This is a genomic window from Mesorhizobium sp. M7A.F.Ca.US.010.02.1.1, assembly GCF_004023085.1.
Classification (GTDB): Bacteria; Pseudomonadota; Alphaproteobacteria; order Rhizobiales; family Rhizobiaceae; genus Mesorhizobium.
Genome location: NZ_RZRV01000072.1, coordinates 1 through 16,509 on the forward strand (window position 1 = coordinate 1; position 16,509 = coordinate 16,509).

16 protein-coding genes and 2 pseudogenes are annotated in these 16,509 nt (G+C 64.3%); 12 read left to right on the forward strand and 6 right to left on the reverse strand.

What is annotated here, in order from left to right; translation table 11 throughout:
- Window positions 1–130: 130 nt before the first annotated feature.
- Entirely contained in the window at window positions 131–748 is a 618-nt protein-coding gene (locus tag EOA19_RS33660; RefSeq protein WP_128306018.1) for an XRE family transcriptional regulator, read from the reverse strand.
- Window positions 749–885: 137 nt separating this feature from the next.
- Between EOA19_RS33660 and EOA19_RS33665 the strand changes: the two genes are divergently transcribed.
- The 3 genes from EOA19_RS33665 to EOA19_RS33675 are packed head-to-tail and all read left to right on the forward strand — an operon-like array spanning window position 886 to window position 4,864.
- Window positions 886–2,019, forward strand: coding sequence for an FAD-binding oxidoreductase (locus tag EOA19_RS33665; RefSeq protein ID WP_128306019.1), 1,134 nt, complete (start codon window positions 886–888; stop codon window positions 2,017–2,019).
- A 55-nt stretch (window positions 2,020–2,074) separates the two neighbouring features.
- Entirely contained in the window at window positions 2,075–3,676 is a 1,602-nt protein-coding gene (locus EOA19_RS33670; protein ID WP_128306020.1) for an ABC transporter substrate-binding protein, read from the forward strand.
- 3 nt (window positions 3,677–3,679) lie between these two features.
- The gene (locus EOA19_RS33675; protein ID WP_245486447.1) at window positions 3,680–4,864 is read left to right on the forward strand and encodes a serine hydrolase domain-containing protein; all 1,185 of its coding nucleotides are present in this window, start codon (window positions 3,680–3,682) and stop codon (window positions 4,862–4,864) included.
- On the opposite strand, the gene EOA19_RS33680 is transcribed toward EOA19_RS33675, so the two are convergent.
- Window positions 4,861–5,574: a 3-keto-5-aminohexanoate cleavage protein gene (locus tag EOA19_RS33680; RefSeq protein ID WP_128306021.1), complete on the reverse strand. Its 714-nt coding sequence runs from the start codon at window positions 5,572–5,574 to the stop codon at window positions 4,861–4,863. The genes EOA19_RS33675 and EOA19_RS33680 overlap by 4 nt on opposite strands.
- A gap of 348 nt (window positions 5,575–5,922) precedes the next feature.
- On the opposite strand from EOA19_RS33680, the gene EOA19_RS33685 reads away from it, so the two are divergent.
- Window positions 5,923–6,117, forward strand: coding sequence for a hypothetical protein (locus EOA19_RS33685; protein WP_023813860.1), 195 nt, complete (start codon window positions 5,923–5,925; stop codon window positions 6,115–6,117).
- Between the two features lie 54 nt (window positions 6,118–6,171).
- On the opposite strand, the gene EOA19_RS33690 is transcribed toward EOA19_RS33685, so the two are convergent.
- Window positions 6,172–8,289, reverse strand: a complete 2,118-nt coding sequence (locus tag EOA19_RS33690; RefSeq protein ID WP_128306022.1) for an EAL domain-containing protein — start codon at window positions 8,287–8,289, stop codon at window positions 6,172–6,174.
- Between the two features lie 396 nt (window positions 8,290–8,685).
- Between EOA19_RS33690 and EOA19_RS33695 the strand changes: the two genes are divergently transcribed.
- On the forward strand, window positions 8,686–9,753 hold the full coding sequence (locus EOA19_RS33695; protein ID WP_128306023.1) for a phosphatase PAP2 family protein: 1,068 nt from the start codon (window positions 8,686–8,688) through the stop codon (window positions 9,751–9,753).
- 143 nt (window positions 9,754–9,896) lie between these two features.
- Here EOA19_RS33695 and EOA19_RS33700 read toward each other — a convergent pair whose 3' ends face one another.
- Both EOA19_RS33700 and EOA19_RS33705 read right to left on the reverse strand, forming a co-directional pair.
- Window positions 9,897–10,397: a hypothetical protein gene (locus EOA19_RS33700; protein ID WP_128306024.1), complete on the reverse strand. Its 501-nt coding sequence runs from the start codon at window positions 10,395–10,397 to the stop codon at window positions 9,897–9,899.
- Window positions 10,398–10,563: 166 nt separating this feature from the next.
- Entirely contained in the window at window positions 10,564–10,890 is a 327-nt protein-coding gene (locus EOA19_RS33705) for a DUF1330 domain-containing protein (RefSeq protein WP_023813864.1), read from the reverse strand.
- A gap of 177 nt (window positions 10,891–11,067) precedes the next feature.
- Here EOA19_RS33705 and EOA19_RS33710 point away from each other — a divergent pair.
- The 5 genes and pseudogenes from EOA19_RS33710 to EOA19_RS33730 all read left to right on the forward strand — a co-directional run bounded on the left by EOA19_RS33710 (window position 11,068) and on the right by EOA19_RS33730 (window position 14,573).
- Window positions 11,068–11,759 (forward strand): annotated as a pseudogene (locus EOA19_RS33710) (helix-turn-helix domain-containing protein).
- Window positions 11,760–11,822: 63 nt separating this feature from the next.
- Window positions 11,823–12,935, forward strand: coding sequence for a bifunctional DNA-binding transcriptional regulator/O6-methylguanine-DNA methyltransferase Ada (gene ada / locus EOA19_RS33715; protein ID WP_164893118.1), 1,113 nt, complete (start codon window positions 11,823–11,825; stop codon window positions 12,933–12,935).
- 12 nt (window positions 12,936–12,947) lie between these two features.
- Window positions 12,948–13,175, forward strand: a complete 228-nt coding sequence (locus tag EOA19_RS33720; RefSeq protein WP_128306026.1) for a hypothetical protein — start codon at window positions 12,948–12,950, stop codon at window positions 13,173–13,175.
- 103 nt (window positions 13,176–13,278) lie between these two features.
- On the forward strand, window positions 13,279–13,833 hold the full coding sequence (locus tag EOA19_RS33725) for a methylated-DNA--[protein]-cysteine S-methyltransferase (protein ID WP_128306027.1): 555 nt from the start codon (window positions 13,279–13,281) through the stop codon (window positions 13,831–13,833).
- Entirely contained in the window at window positions 13,830–14,573 is a 744-nt protein-coding gene (locus EOA19_RS33730; RefSeq protein ID WP_128306028.1) for a 2OG-Fe(II) oxygenase, read from the forward strand. Before EOA19_RS33725 ends, EOA19_RS33730 begins: the two co-directional genes overlap by 4 nt.
- 24 nt (window positions 14,574–14,597) lie before the next feature.
- Here the strand turns inward: EOA19_RS33730 and EOA19_RS33735 are convergent, their stop codons facing one another.
- The gene (locus tag EOA19_RS33735) at window positions 14,598–15,197 is read right to left on the reverse strand and encodes a dihydrofolate reductase family protein (RefSeq protein WP_128306029.1); all 600 of its coding nucleotides are present in this window, start codon (window positions 15,195–15,197) and stop codon (window positions 14,598–14,600) included.
- Window positions 15,198–15,300: 103 nt separating this feature from the next.
- Between EOA19_RS33735 and EOA19_RS33740 the strand changes: the two genes are divergently transcribed.
- On the forward strand, window positions 15,301–15,717 hold the full coding sequence (locus EOA19_RS33740) for a helix-turn-helix domain-containing protein (RefSeq protein ID WP_128306030.1): 417 nt from the start codon (window positions 15,301–15,303) through the stop codon (window positions 15,715–15,717).
- A gap of 112 nt (window positions 15,718–15,829) precedes the next feature.
- Window positions 15,830–16,504 (forward strand): annotated as a pseudogene (locus tag EOA19_RS33745) (DNA polymerase IV); the annotation flags it as partial.
- Window positions 16,505–16,509 lie beyond the last annotated feature (5 nt).

A 16,509-nucleotide genomic window follows, 5' to 3' on the forward strand; every position in this document is an offset into this window, starting at 1 on the left:
GGTTAGGGGTGGGGGTCCGTGCCGGGCAGACATCTCAGGAATTCCATGTGCGATAGCCCTGCCCTTGCGGGGAGAAGATGGCGGCAGCCAGATGAGGGGCGGCGTAATGTCGGGAATGTCAGGGCCAGCCCTACCCCTCCACCGTCTCCAGCACACTCAGCAATGTGCCTTCCATGTCAGGCTCGTCGCCGGAGCAGACGCACAGCATCTCGGCGTCGCCCTCGCCGACCGAGAGGTAGGCATGACCCATGGTGGAATCGATGTAGACGCTGTCGCCCTGTTTCAGCCGCACCGGCGCGTACTGGTCGGTGTGCAGTTCGATCTCGCCCTTGAGCACGATCAAAAATTCCTCGCCGGCATGCCTGGTCAGCGGGCCGAATTCCTGCGGCGTGCGGGCGCGTGCATAGGCGTGGATCGGCACCATGCGCTTGCGCACCAGATCGGTGGCCAGATAGCGGTAGTCGTAGTTGCGGGTCAGCTGGCGCAGCGTGTTGGACTGCGAAGTCACCGAACGACGGGTGCGCGCGGCCGGCTGCTTGCGGTCGCCGCTGAGCAGCTCGGTGACATGGATGTTCAGCCCCTCGCAGATCTGCAGCAGCTTGTCGTAGCTCAGCGACATCTGGTCGTTCTCGACTTTGGACAGCGTCGACACCGCGACGCCGGTCAGCGTGCTGACCTCCTGCAAGGTCCAGCCATGCGTTTTCCTCAAGCCGCGCAGACAATCACCGAGGTTCGGTTGCTCCGACATCGTCAGCTCCGTTGCGCGGCCCATCGAGCCGCCAGTCCACCCTAGGTAGTCCAACTCTCTGCCGCCATCAACAACACCAACAATTTTCTTATACGCTAAATATTGACTGGATACGAAATTATTTCTACCCCTAGGGCATGCAATCCAAGTCTATCCAAAAAATCGTCGTCATCGGCGGCGGCATTGCCGGCCTTTCGCTGGCGGCTGCCGTGCAGCCCTGGGCCGAGGTCACAGTGCTCGAGCGCGAGCCGCATCTCGGCTATCACGCCAGCGGCCGCTCGGCCGCGCTGTTTTCAGAAACCTATGGCAATGCACTGGTGCGGGCGCTGTCGCTGGCCAGCCGACAGGCGATCATCGATGGCGGCTTCGCCGCCCACCGGCGCGGCGCGCTGCACGTCGGCGGTGTCGAAGACAGTGCAGCCGTCGACCGCATGGCGGCCGAGATGCAGGCACTGGTGCCGAGCGTACGGCGCCTGTCAGCAGCAGAAGTCACCGCTCTGGTGCCGGTCATCGCCACGGCAACCACTTGCGGCGGCGTGCATGAACCCGGCGCGCTCGATGTCGACACGGGAAAGATGCTTGCGGCTTCAGCCTCCGCGCTCAAGGCCGGCGGCGGCGTGATCCGCACCGGCGAGGAAGTGCTGGAGATTTCCCGCGTCGCAAACGGCTTCAGCGTCACCACCAGTGCCGGCGCCTACCAGGCCGACATCGTCGTCGACGCCGCTGGCGCCTGGGTCGATGTCGTCGCCGGGCTGGCCGGTCTCTCCGGTCTCGGCTTCCGGCCGAAGCGCCGCACCGCCTTCCTGTTCGATCCGCCCGCCGGCATGGACATCAGCGCCTGGCCGCTGGTGGTCGATTTGCATGAACAATTCTACTTCAAGCCCGATGCCGGCAGGCTGATCGGCTCGCTGGCCGACGAGACCGATTCCGAACCCTGCGACACCTATCCGGAAGACATCGACGTCGCCATCGCCGTCGACCGCATCGAACAGGCGACGTCGCTGCGCATCGGCCGTCCGTCGACGCCCTGGGCGGGCCTGCGCACCTTTTCGCCTGACCGCACGCCGGTCATCGGTTTCGACCCTCGCCTGCCCGGCTTCTTCTGGCTTGGCGGCCAGGGCGGCTACGGTTTCCAGGTGTCGCTGACGCTGGCGCGGCTGGGCTCAGTGCTGCTGCGCGGCCAGCCGCTGCCGGACGATCTCACGGCACGCGGTATCACGTCCGCCGCGCTTGCGCCCAACCGTTTCATCACCCCGGCGGCGACGCCATGAACTTCACCGGCCTGCCCTTCCCCCAACCCGTAAAGTGTCATCAGGAGCGTTTGCGATGAAATCCGTTCTGCGCGCAGTCCTTACCTCGTCCTTGCTGGCCTCGTCCGTCCTTCTTGGCGGACAGGCCTACGCCAAAACCTTGGTCTATTGCTCGGAAGCCAATCCCGAGACCTTCAACCCGGCGATCGGCACGGCGGACTCCACCATGGATGCCGCCGCCAAGACGATCTTCAACCGGCTGGTCGAGTTCAAGCCTGGCACGACCGAAGTCGGGCCGGCGCTGGCCGAAAGCTGGGAGGTCTCAGCCGAAGGCAAGATCTACACCTTCCACCTACGCCACGGCGTGAAATTCCAGTCGAACGACCACTTTACACCGTCGCGCGAGTTCAATGCCGACGACGTGCTGTACACCTTCAACCGCCAGCGCGACGCCAGCAATCCCTACCACAAGCTCGGCGGCGGCGCTTACGAGTATTTCAACGCACTGGGCATGGGCACGCTGATCGACAAGATCGACAAGGTCGACGACCACACCGTGCGCTTCACGCTGACGGCTGCCAATGTCACCTTCCTGCCCGGCATTGCGCTCGACTATCTCTCCATCCTGTCCCTGGAGCAGACTGAAAAGATGGTCGCCGCCGGCACGCCGGAACTGATCGATAGCGAGCCCGTGGGCACCGGCCCGTTCGTGCTGCAGGCCTATGTCCCCGACAGCCAGATCCGCTACGCCGCCAACAAGGATTATTGGCGCGGCGCGCCGAAGATCGACACTCTGGTCTTCGCCGTTACGCCCGAACCGACTACGCGCGTCGAGCGTCTCAAGGCCAATGAGTGCCAGGTCGCCGCCCCGCCCCCGCCAAGCGCCGTCGCCGATTTGCGCACCGATCCCGACATCACCGTGCTCGACCTCAAGGGCCAGAACATTGGCATTCTCGGCTTCAATGTCGAACATCAGCCGCTCGGCGATGTGCGCGTGCGCATGGCGCTGGCCAAGGCCGTCGACCGCAAGGCGATCGTCGACGCCGTCTATGCCGGCGCCGGCACGGTCGCCGGCAGCGTCGTGCCGCCGGCGCAGATCGGCGCCGTCACCGATGCCGGCATCGACTATGACCCGGATGGCGCGAAGGCGCTGCTGAAGGAAGCCGGCCACGAGAGCGACCTGAAAATCAGCCTGTGGGCGATGCCGGTATCGCGGCCCTACAATCCCAACGCCAAGCGCATGGCCGAGATGATCCAGGCCGACTGGGCGAAAGTCGGCGTCAAGGCCGAGATCGTCAGCTTCGAATGGGGCGAATATCTCAAGCGCACCGCGGCGGGCGAACAGGACGCCTACCTGCTCGGCGGCAGCAGCGACAATGGCGACCCCGACAACATGCTGAGCTATCTGCTGTCTTGCGACGGCGTGAAGGGCGGCTCCAACCGCTCGCGCTGGTGCGACAAGGATTTCGAGAAGCTGCTGCAGGACGGCCGCGTCGCCGCCGATCCGAAACAGCGCGCCGACATCTATGCCAGGGCGCAAGCGATCCTGAAGGTTGAGGTGCCGGTGGCGCCGATCGCCCATTCGGTGGTGGCGATCCCGATCCGCAAGAGCGTGCTCAACTACGTGCTCGACCCCTTCGGCCGGCAGAACTTTGCCGATGTCGATATGGCGGAGTGAAGCTTGGCGACCCTGCCCTCGGGCTCGGCCCGAGGACGCACCGACATCATCTATGAAACCAGCAATTTAGCGGCGAAAGCAGAATCCATGCGTGAAGACCTGAACGCCCTCCTCAAGACCTATCTCACCGATGGCGCGGTAGGCGCATCACTCGCATACTCCACTGGCGCCGCACCAACCGCCCTGACCGCCGGCCTAGCCGACCGGGAGCATGGCATTGCCGTCTCGCCTGAACGCCTGTTCAAGATCGGCAGCTGCACCAAGACCTTCGTTGCCGCGGCCCTGGCCAAGCTCGCCCAGGACGGCAAGCTCGATCTCGGAGCGCCGATCTCCGGCTGGTTTCCTTACCTGCCGGAAGCAAAAGACATTTCGGTGCGCCAGTTGATCAACCACCGCAGCGGCCTGCCGGAGTTCGAATATTACATTCCGATGGATCCGAGCCGGCAATGGACGCCGCGGCAACTGGTCGACATAGCCTTCGCTTCCGACAAGCAGAAGGCGCCGGGCGGACCCGCCGTCTACAACAACACCGGCTATGTGCTGGCCGGCATGGTGATCGAGGCGGTGACAGGCCAGTCGCTGGGCGGCTATGTCAGAAGCGCGGTGCTGCAGCCGCTCGGCTTGGAGAATACCTGGTCGCCGGCCACCGAAGCCTTTCCGGAAAAGTCGATGGTGCGTGGCTACTACCACCGCCCCCCGCCGCCGGCGAATGCGCCCACCGACATCGCCTCCGGCGGCGAGATGTGGCGCATGGACGGCGTGCTGCGCTACTCCGACGAATTGCAGGATTCTTCCGATTCCTTCCCGTTCGGCGCCGCTTATGGCTGCGGCGACATGGTGTCGACGCCGTCCGACATGGTGAGCTTCATGCGCGGTCTCTTTTCCGGCAGAGTGCTGTCGCCGCCGTTCTTCGCCGAGATGTTCGAACACCGCGTGCCAGCGAGTTTTCCGGGCACCCGCATGCGCGAGACCGGCGCCGGCATGTTCCAGAGCGCCTACGCCAACCGCGCCTTTTACGGCCACCAGGGCAGTATCCCCGGCTACGTCGCCGTCATGCTGCATGACCCGATCTCAGAGCTGACCATCGCCATGACCAGCAATGTCGGCTCCGGCAACCGACTGTCCTTCCAGGCTAGCGGCTTGCATCCGGTGGTGGATAAGGCGATCCAGATCATTCTGGAAAACTAGCCGCGAAAGATCGCCACGGCGGCAGCGACGATCGCCGCGTTGTCCTTCGCCACAGTTCCATCGGCGAGCGTCTTGCCGTCTTCCAGACCGACCCGTGTCGACCAGCGCTTGCGATGCGCAACCTTGATGAAGGGCCAGACAGTTGCATCGACGCCATGCAGCAGGATCGGCCGCCGTACCCCGGCGCGCTCGAGCACGGCGACGATGCCATGCGCTTCGTCGAGTGCAGCGGACAGGTCCTGGATGTCGATCTCGATCAAAATGCGCAGCACCTGGTCGTGGCCGGCAAGCGCTACGAAGCGCTCGGCATCGGCGACGACGGCAAGCCCCGTCTCGATGCCGACTCCACGCTGGCGCAGCAGTTCCATCACGGCGGGCGCATCCGGTTCGGACACGTTGACCGAGGCATAGTCGGGCAGGCCTCGCCAGCCTGCGATCGCCGTGCGGGTCCGCTCGACGTCGTCCTCGATCCAGGCGCCGGTCGACACGCCAACCAGTGTTCCCGGGCAGGTCCGGCGCACCGCCAGCACGGTGGCATCGACGGCTGCCAGGCTTTCGCGCCCGTCAGTGCCGCGCGGATGGATGTGCAGTTCGGCCGCTCCAGCGGCGACGCAGGCTGCCGCATCGCTGGCCATTGCCTCGGCAGTCAGCGGCAGCTTCGGGTGGAAATCGCGCGGACGCGCGCCGTTGATGCAGGCCTGGACGATCATCGGTCTCACCTTGCACAGGAAGTGACAGTCTAATCATGCGGCGGTGAAACCGCCAATCTCCCCCCTCGTGGGGGAGATGCCCGGCAGGGCAGAGGGAGTGACAGATCGCAAGCCTCTCTGATCGTCAATCTCATCAATGCAGGCTGCGAAACAGGTCGAAAATCTGATTGTTCAGGTCGGCGGGACAGCGCCCCCTCTGTCCTGCTGGACATCTCCCCCACACGGGGGATCGGCAGCGCGCCTCCCCGCAACATTCGGCGGCATTTGAATAAAAGCCGCTTGTGGATATTTACCCGGCGTTCCCTCGTCTCCGGCAAGGTTTTCTAGGGCGGGATCATGGAGGGACCATTGACCAGCGATTTTTCAGCCGCCCGCATCCACCTCGAACGCGCCTATCATTATCTGCAAGGCAACGACGAGACGAGTCGCACGGCCTGCGAAGCGCTCGATCTGTTGATCGAAGCGGTGACGGAAGCGCAGCACAGGCGACCCGAGGCTGGAGTGCTGGAGTTTCCGCAATCGACGGCGCGCCGAACCGGATAGAATGCGGCGAGTTTCAGGTCAGTTCGGCTTGGCCTGAAACTCGCCGCACCTGGATCACGATGCCTTGCGGGCCGTCGCTCCCTTGGTCGCACGCGCGACAATTCGTTCCAGCGGCTCTGGCCGGTGCAGCAAAAATCCCTGGCCGAAGGCGACACCCATGTCGCTCAACATGGCCAGCGTGTCCTGCTGTTCGATCTTCTCGCCGACCACGTCACAGCCGAGGCTGCGGGCGATGCTGGTGATGGCCAGCACGATCTCGCGGTCGAAACGGCTTTGCGTGATGTGCTCAATGAAGGAACCGTCGATCTTGATCGCGTCGACGGGGAACCGCCGGAGATATTCGAACGAGCTCATACCAGCGCCGAAATCATCGAGGCTGACCCGGCAGCGCCGCTCGCGCGCCTTGCGCACAAACTGTTCGGCGGCGTCGAAATTGGTGACGGCGGCGGTTTCGGTGATCTCGAAGCCGATGCCCGAATGCGGCGCCCCGGTTTCTTCTATGACGTTGTCCACGAAGTCCCAAAGCTGCGGGTCGCTCAGCGTCTGCGCCGACAGATTGAAGCCAAGCGTCAACGCCCCCGAACGCAAGGCGGCACCATGCCGCGACAGCGCGGTGCGGATGATCCAGCGGTCGAGCCGCGACGCGATGCCGAACCGCTCGGCCACCGGAATGAACTCGCCGGGTGGCACCAGCCGGCCGTTGCGGGCGGCGAGCCTGGCCAACACTTCGACATGGCGGCTTTCCAGCCAGGGACGGCCCAGCCGATGGATTTCCTGGCCAAACAGCTTCAGCCTCCCGTCTTCCATGGCATCGACCGTATCGGCGACGACGCGCGCCGCGTTGAGGCCACCCGAACCCGATGCCGTATCGGTGGAGAAGAAGGCAAATCGGTTTCGCCCGGCGGCCTTGGCCGCGTAGCAGGCGTCGTCGGCGCAGGCCAGCGCGTCGGCCACCGTCGTGTTTGCATCATCGACGAAAGCGATGCCGATCGAGGCCGCCAGCTTGCGCGACGTGGCCGTCGATCCTAGTTCGGCATCGCGAACCGCGGCAAGTACCGCGTCGGCCAGCCGCCCGGCCTGCGCCGTATCGCAATTGGGCATCAGCAGCGCGAACTCGTCACCGCCCAGGCGCGCGGCATGCGCCGTCGGGGGAAGGCAGCCCAGAATGCCTTGGGCAACGCTTTTCAGTGCCAGGTCGCCGGCCGCGTGGCCGGCAAAATCATTGAGCGCCTTGAAGTAGTCGAGATCGACATAGAACACGGAGAGCGGCAGCCGCTGCGCGGCCGCGATGTGATCGGCCAGCAGCCGGTCGAACGCGGCACGGTTCCAGAGACCGGTGAGCGCATCGTGGCGGGCCGCATAGGCAAGCTCCTGCTCACGCTGCTTGTCTTCGGTGATGTCGCGCACCGTGCCCAGGATCTGCCCCGCCAACCGGCGGTCCGGGATCTGCGGGTCGGCGATGAAACGCAGCAGGGATTCTATGTGCCGGACCTCTCCGTCGCGCCGGACGATGCGGTATTGCACGGCGGTGACCTTGTCCGTTTCGAGCGGCACCAGATGTGCGCGCGACGCGGCCTCCTTGTCGTCCGGATGCAGATAGCCGAACCAGTGGTCGCGCTCGACTTCGGCGATGTCGGAGACAAGCCCGAAAATCTCCCTGGTGCGTTCGTCCCAATAGCTTTTGCCGGTGGCGAGGTCGTGATGCCAGATGCCGGTGCCGCTGGCGGCGAGCGCCAGGCGGAAGCGCACATTGACCTGCTCGAGTTCGGCTTCGGCGGCCTTCTGCTTGGAGATGTCGGTCTGCACACCCATCAGCCTGAGCGGCTTTCCCATCGCGTCGCGCTCGACGACGCCGCCGCGATCGAGCACCCACACCCAGTGTCCCTGCTTGTGCTTCAGCCGCAATTCGGTCTCGATGGCGTCGGTCAGGCCGGCAATGTGGCGGTCGCCGCTGGCCAGCGCCCGCTCGCGGTCGTCGGGATGGGTCAGTTGCAGCCACAGGTCGCTGGTGTCGGCAAGTTCGCTCTCATCGTAGCCCAGCATCCGCGCCCAGGTCGCGGAATAGAAGCAGTCGCCGGTTACAAGATCCCAGTCCCAAACGCCGAGATGGGCGCGCTCCAGGGCCTTGGCCCAGAACGTTCCATTGCGACTTTTCTTGCCCTGACGCGCCATCGTCTGCTTCGCCTGCTCCACCGCGGGGCAATCTGCGGCAAAACCAGAGAAGAAACAGTTACCGCGGCGATGGCGGGCTGCTTTGTTGGCTCCCCGCCTGCCGCCTCTGCTCTTCGATTCGCCGGCAAGAACCGGAGTTTCGCATCGGCCGGATCTTCCTAGTCATGGCTCCAGGTCATCGGCCAATCCGATGATCCCGGATCATCGGCGGCGCCGATGATCGCGTTGCAGAGACAAAGAGGGCGGCGCAACGCTTTCGTAAACAGACTCTTTGCCAACAAGCATCTATCGGTCTAATATTTGGAGATCTATTCGCACACAAGTGTAACCTGATGGTAATATATCGCCTGCGAAATAATCCAATTATTTTTCTGGACAACGGCGGGATGTCCTTCGATGAGTGAGCACACAGGTCAGCACGGCAACAATCGCCGCCCAGCTGCCATCCTTGACCTCGACATCGCGACAACCAGGAGCGGCTGGCTGCTGGTTGCCTTGTGTCTGACCTATGCCGTGACCGCTGTTTGCCTGCAGCCGGACCGCTACCTGCATCTGGCGCAATCCTATGCCAAGCCGTTCGCCTTTTTCCTGCCCGCGCTTCTGGCGGCGGGCCTTGGTGTGGCGGGGCTGGCATTTGCCCGGCATGCGCCGACGAGGTTCATCCTCGGCGTACTCAGGCACCGCTGGCTTGCAGCCGCACCCGTCATCTTCTTGTTCTTTCTCGGCGTCACCGCATTCACCACCTTGAAGGTCGCCATCCCGGACATGGTGCCGTTCTACGCCGACCGCGCCCTGGCGGACCTCGATCTTCGGCTGCATGGCGCCGATCCCTGGACATGGGCGCACAGCATCGTTTCCGAACCGGTGTCGGTCGCCATTTTCGCCGGCTATGGTTATGGCTGGCTTCTGCAATGGTTCGGCGCCGTGCTCTTCGTCGCCTTCTGGAACAATCCGGTCGGGCGTTTGCGCTACCTATGGGCATTCGCGCTGACCACGATGCTGTGCGGCACCGTTCTTGCGACCCTGCTGTCGTCCGCCGGCCCGATATTCCACGACCAAATCTACGGCGGCGACCGGTTTGTCGCGCTGCAGGCCGCCCTGGCGCAGAAGGGCTACGGCGCGTCGGTCCATCTGTACGCCGATTATCTGTTTACAGCCTACCAGAGTGGCCGCCCGGAACTCGGCGGCGGCATCTCGGCCATGCCCAGCATGCATGTTGCGATCGCCACGCTCAACGCATTCTTCCTGGCCCAATTCGGCCGCGGGTGGGCAATCGCCGGCTGGTCCTTCGCGGCCTTCATCCTGTTCGGTTCGGTTTACACCGGCTGGCACTATGCCGTGGATGGCTATCTCTCGATTCTCGTGGTGTCCCTGCTCTGGTACGTGACGGGACGCTTCGTCTTGCCGCAAGCGAGCCGGGATACCGCCGAGGTGGGATTGGCGATCCCGGATCAAGCGGCATAAAGACCGTACCTGCCTGACGCCGCGAGGAGCGCCAGCGGCACGCACCTCCCCGGCTTTTCCTCGCCGAAAGCGGCCGCTGGGCCGGAGCTGCCAACTGTCACGGAGGGCGACCAGGCGGCATTGACGCCGCCTGGCTTCATTGCTTACTGGCTCGGCGCCATCGTGTGTTCGCATGACACTTTCGGGTTCATGTCGGCGAAAGTGCCGGTCGGGTTGCCCTTCCAGGCCCAGACATGCAGTTCGTAGAATTCGCCCAGGCCATAGCGGTTGGGCGCGCTGTTGAAATTGAACAGCTGTCCGTCCAGCGACGCCGGCCCCTTCGAGGTGATGTATTCGACCGCCACCAGTTGCAGCGTGCCGTCGGCCATCGGCTCGTACATCACGGCCTCAGGCCGGGCGATATCGATCTTGTCGTCCTTCAGATATCCGCCGTTGACATAGTGGATGCCCATGGCGCCGCCGGTGATGCCGCTGGCGCAGGGAATGGGCGCATAGCCCTCTGATGTAGCGGCCTTGACGTCGAGAAACCGGCTGTTGGCAGCCCGCACCTTGTCAGCCAGCGGATTGGGGACGGACGCAAGCGCGGCCGCTTCCTGATGCGCCTGTGCGAAGCTGGTGCAGACGGCCAGCATGGCCCCGGCCATGACAAGTCTGCAGCGAAAATTTGGCCTGTTGAGAAAGTTCGATATCATCTTCATTCCATTCTTCTTGAAAAAGCACAGCTGGCCGGCCGCCGAAAATACGGAGGCCCGGCAGGCAAGCGCTGTGACTGTTGTTGCTTGGAGATCCCGAAAACGATGCCAGGAATGGTCATCCCTTCGGCAGGTACGGGATCGTTCCGGCCAGATCGGTGTTGTCGATCATCTGGAAACGGCTGTCGCTGCCGCCCTGACGGGCCGAAACGAAGGGCGCATAGGCCGGATCGTTGGTGAAGGCGCGGGCCGCCGCTTCCGAGGGGAACGCCATCAGGGCGATCAGCGTGGTGTCGAGCGGCTTGCCTTCGAGCGTTTTCACATTGCCGCTGCGCGACAGATATCTGCCGCCATGCTTGTGGACGAGGTCATGCACCGATGCTGCGTAGGCCGGCACCCATTGCGGGTCGTTTATCTTGATGTCTGCGATAACGTATGCGGTCATGGATAGTCTCCTGGTTGCGGCGCAAGGGGTGTCCCGTGCACCGGCCAAAGGGCTCGCATGGCAGGGCCCTCGCCAACCAGTCCGCGATCTGTACTGGGGTAGTACAGTTTCCGTACTGGCCGGCTCATTCATGAAGGCCTAATATTCGGCCCTGGTTTCGAGGGAGAGGCGCCAATCATGACCCAGCACGGATACAAGCAATTCTGCCCGCTATCGATGGCAGCCGAGGTGCTCTGCACCCGCTGGACGATGGTGCTGCTGCGCGAGCTGGTGGCGGGCTCGACCCGCTTCAACGACCTGCGCCGCGGCGTGCCGAAAATGTCGCCGACCCTTCTGTCGCAACGGCTGAAGGAGCTCGAACTGGCGGGGATCATCGAGCGCAAGGAAGTGCCGGGCGAGAGAGGCATCTTCGAATATCGGCTGACAGAAGCCGGCCGGGATTTGCGTCCCGTCGTCGAGGCGATGGGCTTCTGGGGACAGAAATGGGTCGAGTCCCGGCTGTCGCTGAAAAACCTCGATCCGTCGTTGCTGATGTGGGACATGCGGCGCAATTTGAATCCCTCGCCGCTGCCCGAGGGCCGCACGGTGATACAATTTCTGTATCAGGACCTACCGGCGTCCAAACGGTCGTGGTGGCTGATCGTCGAGAAGCACGGCGAGGTCGATCTGTGCTGGTACGATCCGGGCTTCGACGTCGACCTTTACGTCTCGACCGATCTGCACACCATGACGGCGATCTGGATGGGACTGCTGACCGTCGAGAAGGCCGGCGCCAAGGTTGCCCTGACCGGCGACCAGGCCATTGGCAGGAAGATGCAGACCTGGCTCGGGCTCAGCGCGTCGCGGTGGAGCCCAAACGCGCGGCTTAGGAGAGTGGGGCTCTTGGCAGGAAACGGGTGGCGAGGCCGGCTTTTGGCGGCTTCAATGCGGCCATGTTCGTCACCCTGGCCAAGAATCTCAAATCCACGCCGCTGCCGGTTGCCGACGATCCGCGCTGGGCGCGCATCGTCGCGCGCGACAAATCGGCCGACGGCGAGTTCTGGTATTCGGTGGCGACAACCGGTGTCTATTGCCGGCCTTCCTGCCCGTCGCGGCGCGCCAACCCCAGGAATGTGCAGTTGCACGGCACGCTGGATCAGGCCAGGGCGACCGGCTTTCGCCCGTGCCGGCGCTGCAATCCGGATGGCCCATCGCTCGAGGCCGGCAACGCCGCGATGGTCGCCGACGCCTGCCGCAGGATCGAGCAGAGCGAGGAAGAACCGTCGCTCGCTGAATTGGCGGACGCCGCCGGCCTCAGCGCCGGCTATTTCCACCGCATCTTCAAGGCCGTCACCGGGCTGACGCCGAAGGAGTATGCCGCCGCGCACCGCGCCGCCAGGGTCCGCCGTGGCCTGGAAGACGGCGCCAGCGTGAGGACGGCGATCTACGATGCCGGCTTCAATTCGAGCGGGCGTTTCTATGAGAAATCGACCGGCATGCTCGGCATGACGCCGACGCGCTATCGGGCCGGCGGCGCCCATGAAGAAATCCGCTTTGCCGTTGGCGAATCCTCGCTCGGTACCATCCTGGTCGCCTCGAGCCAAAAAGGCGTCGCCTCGATCCTGCTCGGCGACGATCCCGACGCGCTGGTGCGTGACCTGCAGGACCGTTTCCCCAACGCGCGGCTGATCGGCGGCGACCGTGACTATGAGGCGCTGGTCGCCCGCGTCGTCGGTTTCGTCGAGGTTCCGGCGCTCGGTCTCGATTTGCCGCTCGACGTGCGCGGCACCGCCTTCCAGCAGCGTGTCTGGCAGGCTTTACAAGACATCCCGGTCGGCCGCACGGTTTCCTATGCCGAGATCGCGCAGCGCATCGGCGCGCCGACGGCAACCCGCGCCATCGCCGCCGCTTGCGCCGCCAACAATCATGCCGTCGCCATCCCCTGCCATCGCGTGATCCGCAAGGATGGCGCCCTGTCCGGCTACGCCTGGGGCGTTGAGCGCAAGCGCGCACTGCTGGAGCGTGAGGCGGCGTCCGACAATGCCAACCGGTCGGTGCGGGCCTGACGAGGACCGGCAATGCGCGCGATGGCAAGGTCTCCCACCACCGATGCGACCGGCCGGACCCAAGCTGCCGACAGCCGGCGCGCCGAAGGCTCGAAGTTACTGGTGATGGCGGCCATTGGCGAGATGGTCGATCACGGCAGAGCCGAATGGAGCCGCACCGCGGCCGGCGAGATCGAGCTGCGGTTGTTGACGGGTGAGGTGTTTTTGCTCGGCGAGGTCGCTGTTACTCGTGTCGCGTAGAACGGTTCGCCTACCTTCGAAATTCGAATTTGAAAGCAAGCACCGGAGTGAGCGCGAGAAGCCGTCTCTGTAGGGTTCACGCACAGACAAAGGAGTAAACGCAATGAACCTCACGCAAACCCAAATGGCGCCGCCGGCGAGCGTCCCCAATGCCTTCGACACCATAAGCTATGCCATCGGCGAATCCCCGATCGGCAACATCCTCGCCGCGCGCAGCGATATCGGCGTCTGCGCCATCCTGATCGGCTCGGATGCAGAGGCGCTGGAGCAGGACCTTGGCCATCGCTTCCCGGGCAAGGTACTGGTCGAAGACGAGGCCACCTTGCGCGACGATCTCGCGGCAATCGCGCGCTTCATCGAGACGCCCAGCGTCGGCCTCGACCTCCCGCTCGACCTGCGCCACGGCACGCCATTCCAGCAACAGGTTTGGGATGTGCTGCGCAGCATCCCGTGCGGCGCCACCATCACCTACACCGCACTGGCCCGCAGTCTCGGCCAGCCGAACGGCGCCCGCGCCGTGGCGACGGCCTGTGCGGCCAACGCAATCGCGCTGGGCATTCCCTGCCACCGTGTCGTCCGCGCCGACGGCTCACTGGCCGGTTACCGCTGGGGTGTCGAACGCAAACGCGCGCTGCTCGACAAGGAGGCTACGATATGAACGCCCATGCCAAGGTTGCCGCATCGGCGGTTGAAGCCGCCGGGACGCGCATCGCCGATTACGACTGGCCCGCCCTTGCCGCCGAACTCGACGGCTTCGGCTGTGCCGTGATCGAAAAGCTGTTGTCGCCCGAGGAGTGCCGGCGGATCGCCGACCTCTATTCGGATGAGAAATATTTCCGCAGCCACATTCATATGGCCAGGCATGGCTTCGGCAAGGGCGAGTACCGCTATTTCCGCTATCCCTTGCCCGACCTCCTGGGTGGCCTGCGCAGCGCGCTCTATCCCAGGCTGGCCGAGGTCGCCAATCGGTGGAACGAGCGCATGGGGCAGGCCATGCGTTATCCCGCGACGCATGCCGCGTTTCTCGATCAGTGCCATGCCGCCGGCCAGACACGGCCGACGCCGCTGCTGCTGCAATATGTGCCTGGCGACTTCAACTGCCTGCACCAGGATCTCTATGGCGACCTCGCCTTTCCGCTGCAGGTGGCGATCCTGCTCTCCGAACCGGGCCGGGATTTCAATGGCGGCGAGTTCGCGCTGACCGAGCAGCGCCCGCGCATGCAGAGCCGGGTCGAAGTGGTGCCGCTGCGCCAGGGCGACGCCGTTGTCTTCGCCGTTCACAACCGGCCGGTGCAGGGCACCAAAGGCAATTACCGAGTCAACCTGCGCCATGGCGTCAGCCGGCTGCGCTCAGGCATGCGCCACACGGTCGGGATTATTTTTCACGATGCGAAGTGAGCAGGGAGAAGATGGAGGTCCCCCTCACCCCGCCGGCGCATAGCGGCTGACCACCATGCCACAGGCATAGGCCGTCGAGCCGAGCAGCCTTAGGTTTTGGAAACCACCCTGATCGAAAATCCGGCGGCCCGCACCCAGCACCGCCGGGTTGATGAAAAGCTGGAACTCGTCGACCAGCCCGGCCGCGATCAGCGCCGACGCGAAACCGGCGCCGCCGAACACCGCCATGTCGCCGCCCTCGCCCGCTTTCAGCGCATTGACTTCGCGCGGCAGGTCGCCGCTGGCCAAACTGGTGCGCTCCCAAGCCGGCTCCGAGGCCGATTGCTTGAGCTTGTTGCTGAGCACCACCTTGCGGGAGTCGACGATGCGCTGCGCAAAGGCGTAGAACGGATCGCGCGGAAACTTCTTCGCCGCATTGCCCCAATGGGTGAGATAGCCCTCCTGCGCCATCTTGCGGCTGAGCAGGATGGTATCGACGCCTGCGAAGACGGCGTTAAAGTCCTGCTTCAGCGCACCGTCCCAGGCGCTCTCGTCACCCCACTCCCAGAGCTGCCAGGAATGGTCCTCATTGGCGCAGACAAAGCCGTCGACCGACATCTGCATCTGCAGGACCAGCTTTTTCACCGTCATTCTCCTCAGGGCCATCGCAAAACAGTTTACATTTGGAACCGTTGACGCAAGGCCAAAATGATGTCAATAGTAAAGTGATTTAAAAATGGAACCATAGATGTCGACGCGCGAAAAGTCCGGCTGCCCGATCAACCTGTCACTCGAACTGATCGGCGACCGCTGGACGCTGCTCATCGTCCGCGACATGGTCTTCGCCGGGAAAAAGCACTTTCGCGAATTCCTGCAATCCGACGAAGGCATCTCCTCGCGCACGCTGGCCGAGCGACTGCAAACGCTTCAGGAGGAGGGCATCCTCACCCGAAGCGACGACCCGACGCATGGCTTGAGAACCGTCTACCGGCTGACCGAAGCAGGCATCGACCTGTTGCCGGTGCTGGCGACGCTCGGCGCCTGGGGCAGCAAGCACCGCAAGCCCGACGACAAGCTGGCCAGGATTGCCGACGAACTGGCGGCAGGCGGCGAAACGGCGCTGGAAAGGATGAAAGCGGCGCTGCGAGCGGAGCATATTGTCTAGGCGGTTGCGTTCAGGCCGAACCGGCATGGCTGTTGCGCCCTTCGCTTGACAACGATCCACCTTTGTTCTTTATTTGTTCCAACCTATCAGCAACTGCGGATGTGCGGTCGGGATGGAAACGACAGCCACCATCCTGCATGCCGATCTCGACGCTTTCTACGCCTCGGTCGAGCAGTTGCTCGATCCGTCGCTGCGCGGCAAGCCGATCGCGGTGGGCGGCGGTGTCGTGCTCGCCGCTTCCTACGAGGCCCGCGCCTTCGGCGTGCGCGGCGGCATGCCCGGGCGCAAGGCGCGCGAACTCTGCCCGCATCTGATCTTCGTCGGTGGCAATTTCAGCCATTACCAGCGGCTAGGCGACGCGGCGATCAAGGTGCTCGACGATTTTACGCCATTGGTCGAGCGCATCTCCATCGACGAGGCCTTTGCCGACGTTGCCGGCTGCACGCATCTGTTCGGCTCCCCACAGGAGATCGCCACGACGATCCGCAGCCGGGTACGCGCCGAACTCGGCCTGCCGATCTCGATCGGCGTCGCCCGCACCAAGCATCTGGCCAAGATCGCCTCGCAGGTGGCAAAACCCGATGGGCTGGTGGTCGTCGAACCCGGCAGCGAGCTCGCTTTCCTGCACGACCTGCCGGTCGGGCTGATGTGGGGCGTCGGCTCGGCGACCAAAGCGCGGCTGGCGGAAATCGGCGTCGAGACCATCGGCCAGCTGGCCAGGACGCGCAGCGGCGCGCTGACGCGGCTGCTCGGCCCCGCCGCCGGCGAAAAGCTCGCCGCGCTGTCATAGAA

Coding starts and splice junctions, on each gene's coding strand:
- EOA19_RS33660 (WP_128306018.1), bottom strand. CDS start 748: ATGTCGGAGCAACCGAACCTCGGTGATTGTCTGCGCGGCTTGAGGAAA.
- EOA19_RS33665 (WP_128306019.1), top strand. CDS start 886: ATGCAATCCAAGTCTATCCAAAAAATCGTCGTCATCGGCGGCGGCATT.
- EOA19_RS33670 (WP_128306020.1), top strand. CDS start 2,075: ATGAAATCCGTTCTGCGCGCAGTCCTTACCTCGTCCTTGCTGGCCTCG.
- EOA19_RS33680 (WP_128306021.1), bottom strand. CDS start 5,574: ATGATCGTCCAGGCCTGCATCAACGGCGCGCGTCCGCGCGATTTCCAC.
- EOA19_RS33690 (WP_128306022.1), bottom strand. CDS start 8,289: ATGGCGCGTCAGGGCAAGAAAAGTCGCAATGGAACGTTCTGGGCCAAG.
- EOA19_RS33695 (WP_128306023.1), top strand. CDS start 8,686: ATGAGTGAGCACACAGGTCAGCACGGCAACAATCGCCGCCCAGCTGCC.
- EOA19_RS33700 (WP_128306024.1), bottom strand. CDS start 10,397: ATGGCCGGGGCCATGCTGGCCGTCTGCACCAGCTTCGCACAGGCGCAT.
- EOA19_RS33705 (WP_023813864.1), bottom strand. CDS start 10,890: ATGACCGCATACGTTATCGCAGACATCAAGATAAACGACCCGCAATGG.
- ada (WP_164893118.1), top strand. CDS start 11,823: ATGTTCGTCACCCTGGCCAAGAATCTCAAATCCACGCCGCTGCCGGTT.
- EOA19_RS33720 (WP_128306026.1), top strand. CDS start 12,948: ATGCGCGCGATGGCAAGGTCTCCCACCACCGATGCGACCGGCCGGACC.
- EOA19_RS33725 (WP_128306027.1), top strand. CDS start 13,279: ATGAACCTCACGCAAACCCAAATGGCGCCGCCGGCGAGCGTCCCCAAT.
- EOA19_RS33730 (WP_128306028.1), top strand. CDS start 13,830: ATGAACGCCCATGCCAAGGTTGCCGCATCGGCGGTTGAAGCCGCCGGG.
- EOA19_RS33740 (WP_128306030.1), top strand. CDS start 15,301: ATGTCGACGCGCGAAAAGTCCGGCTGCCCGATCAACCTGTCACTCGAA.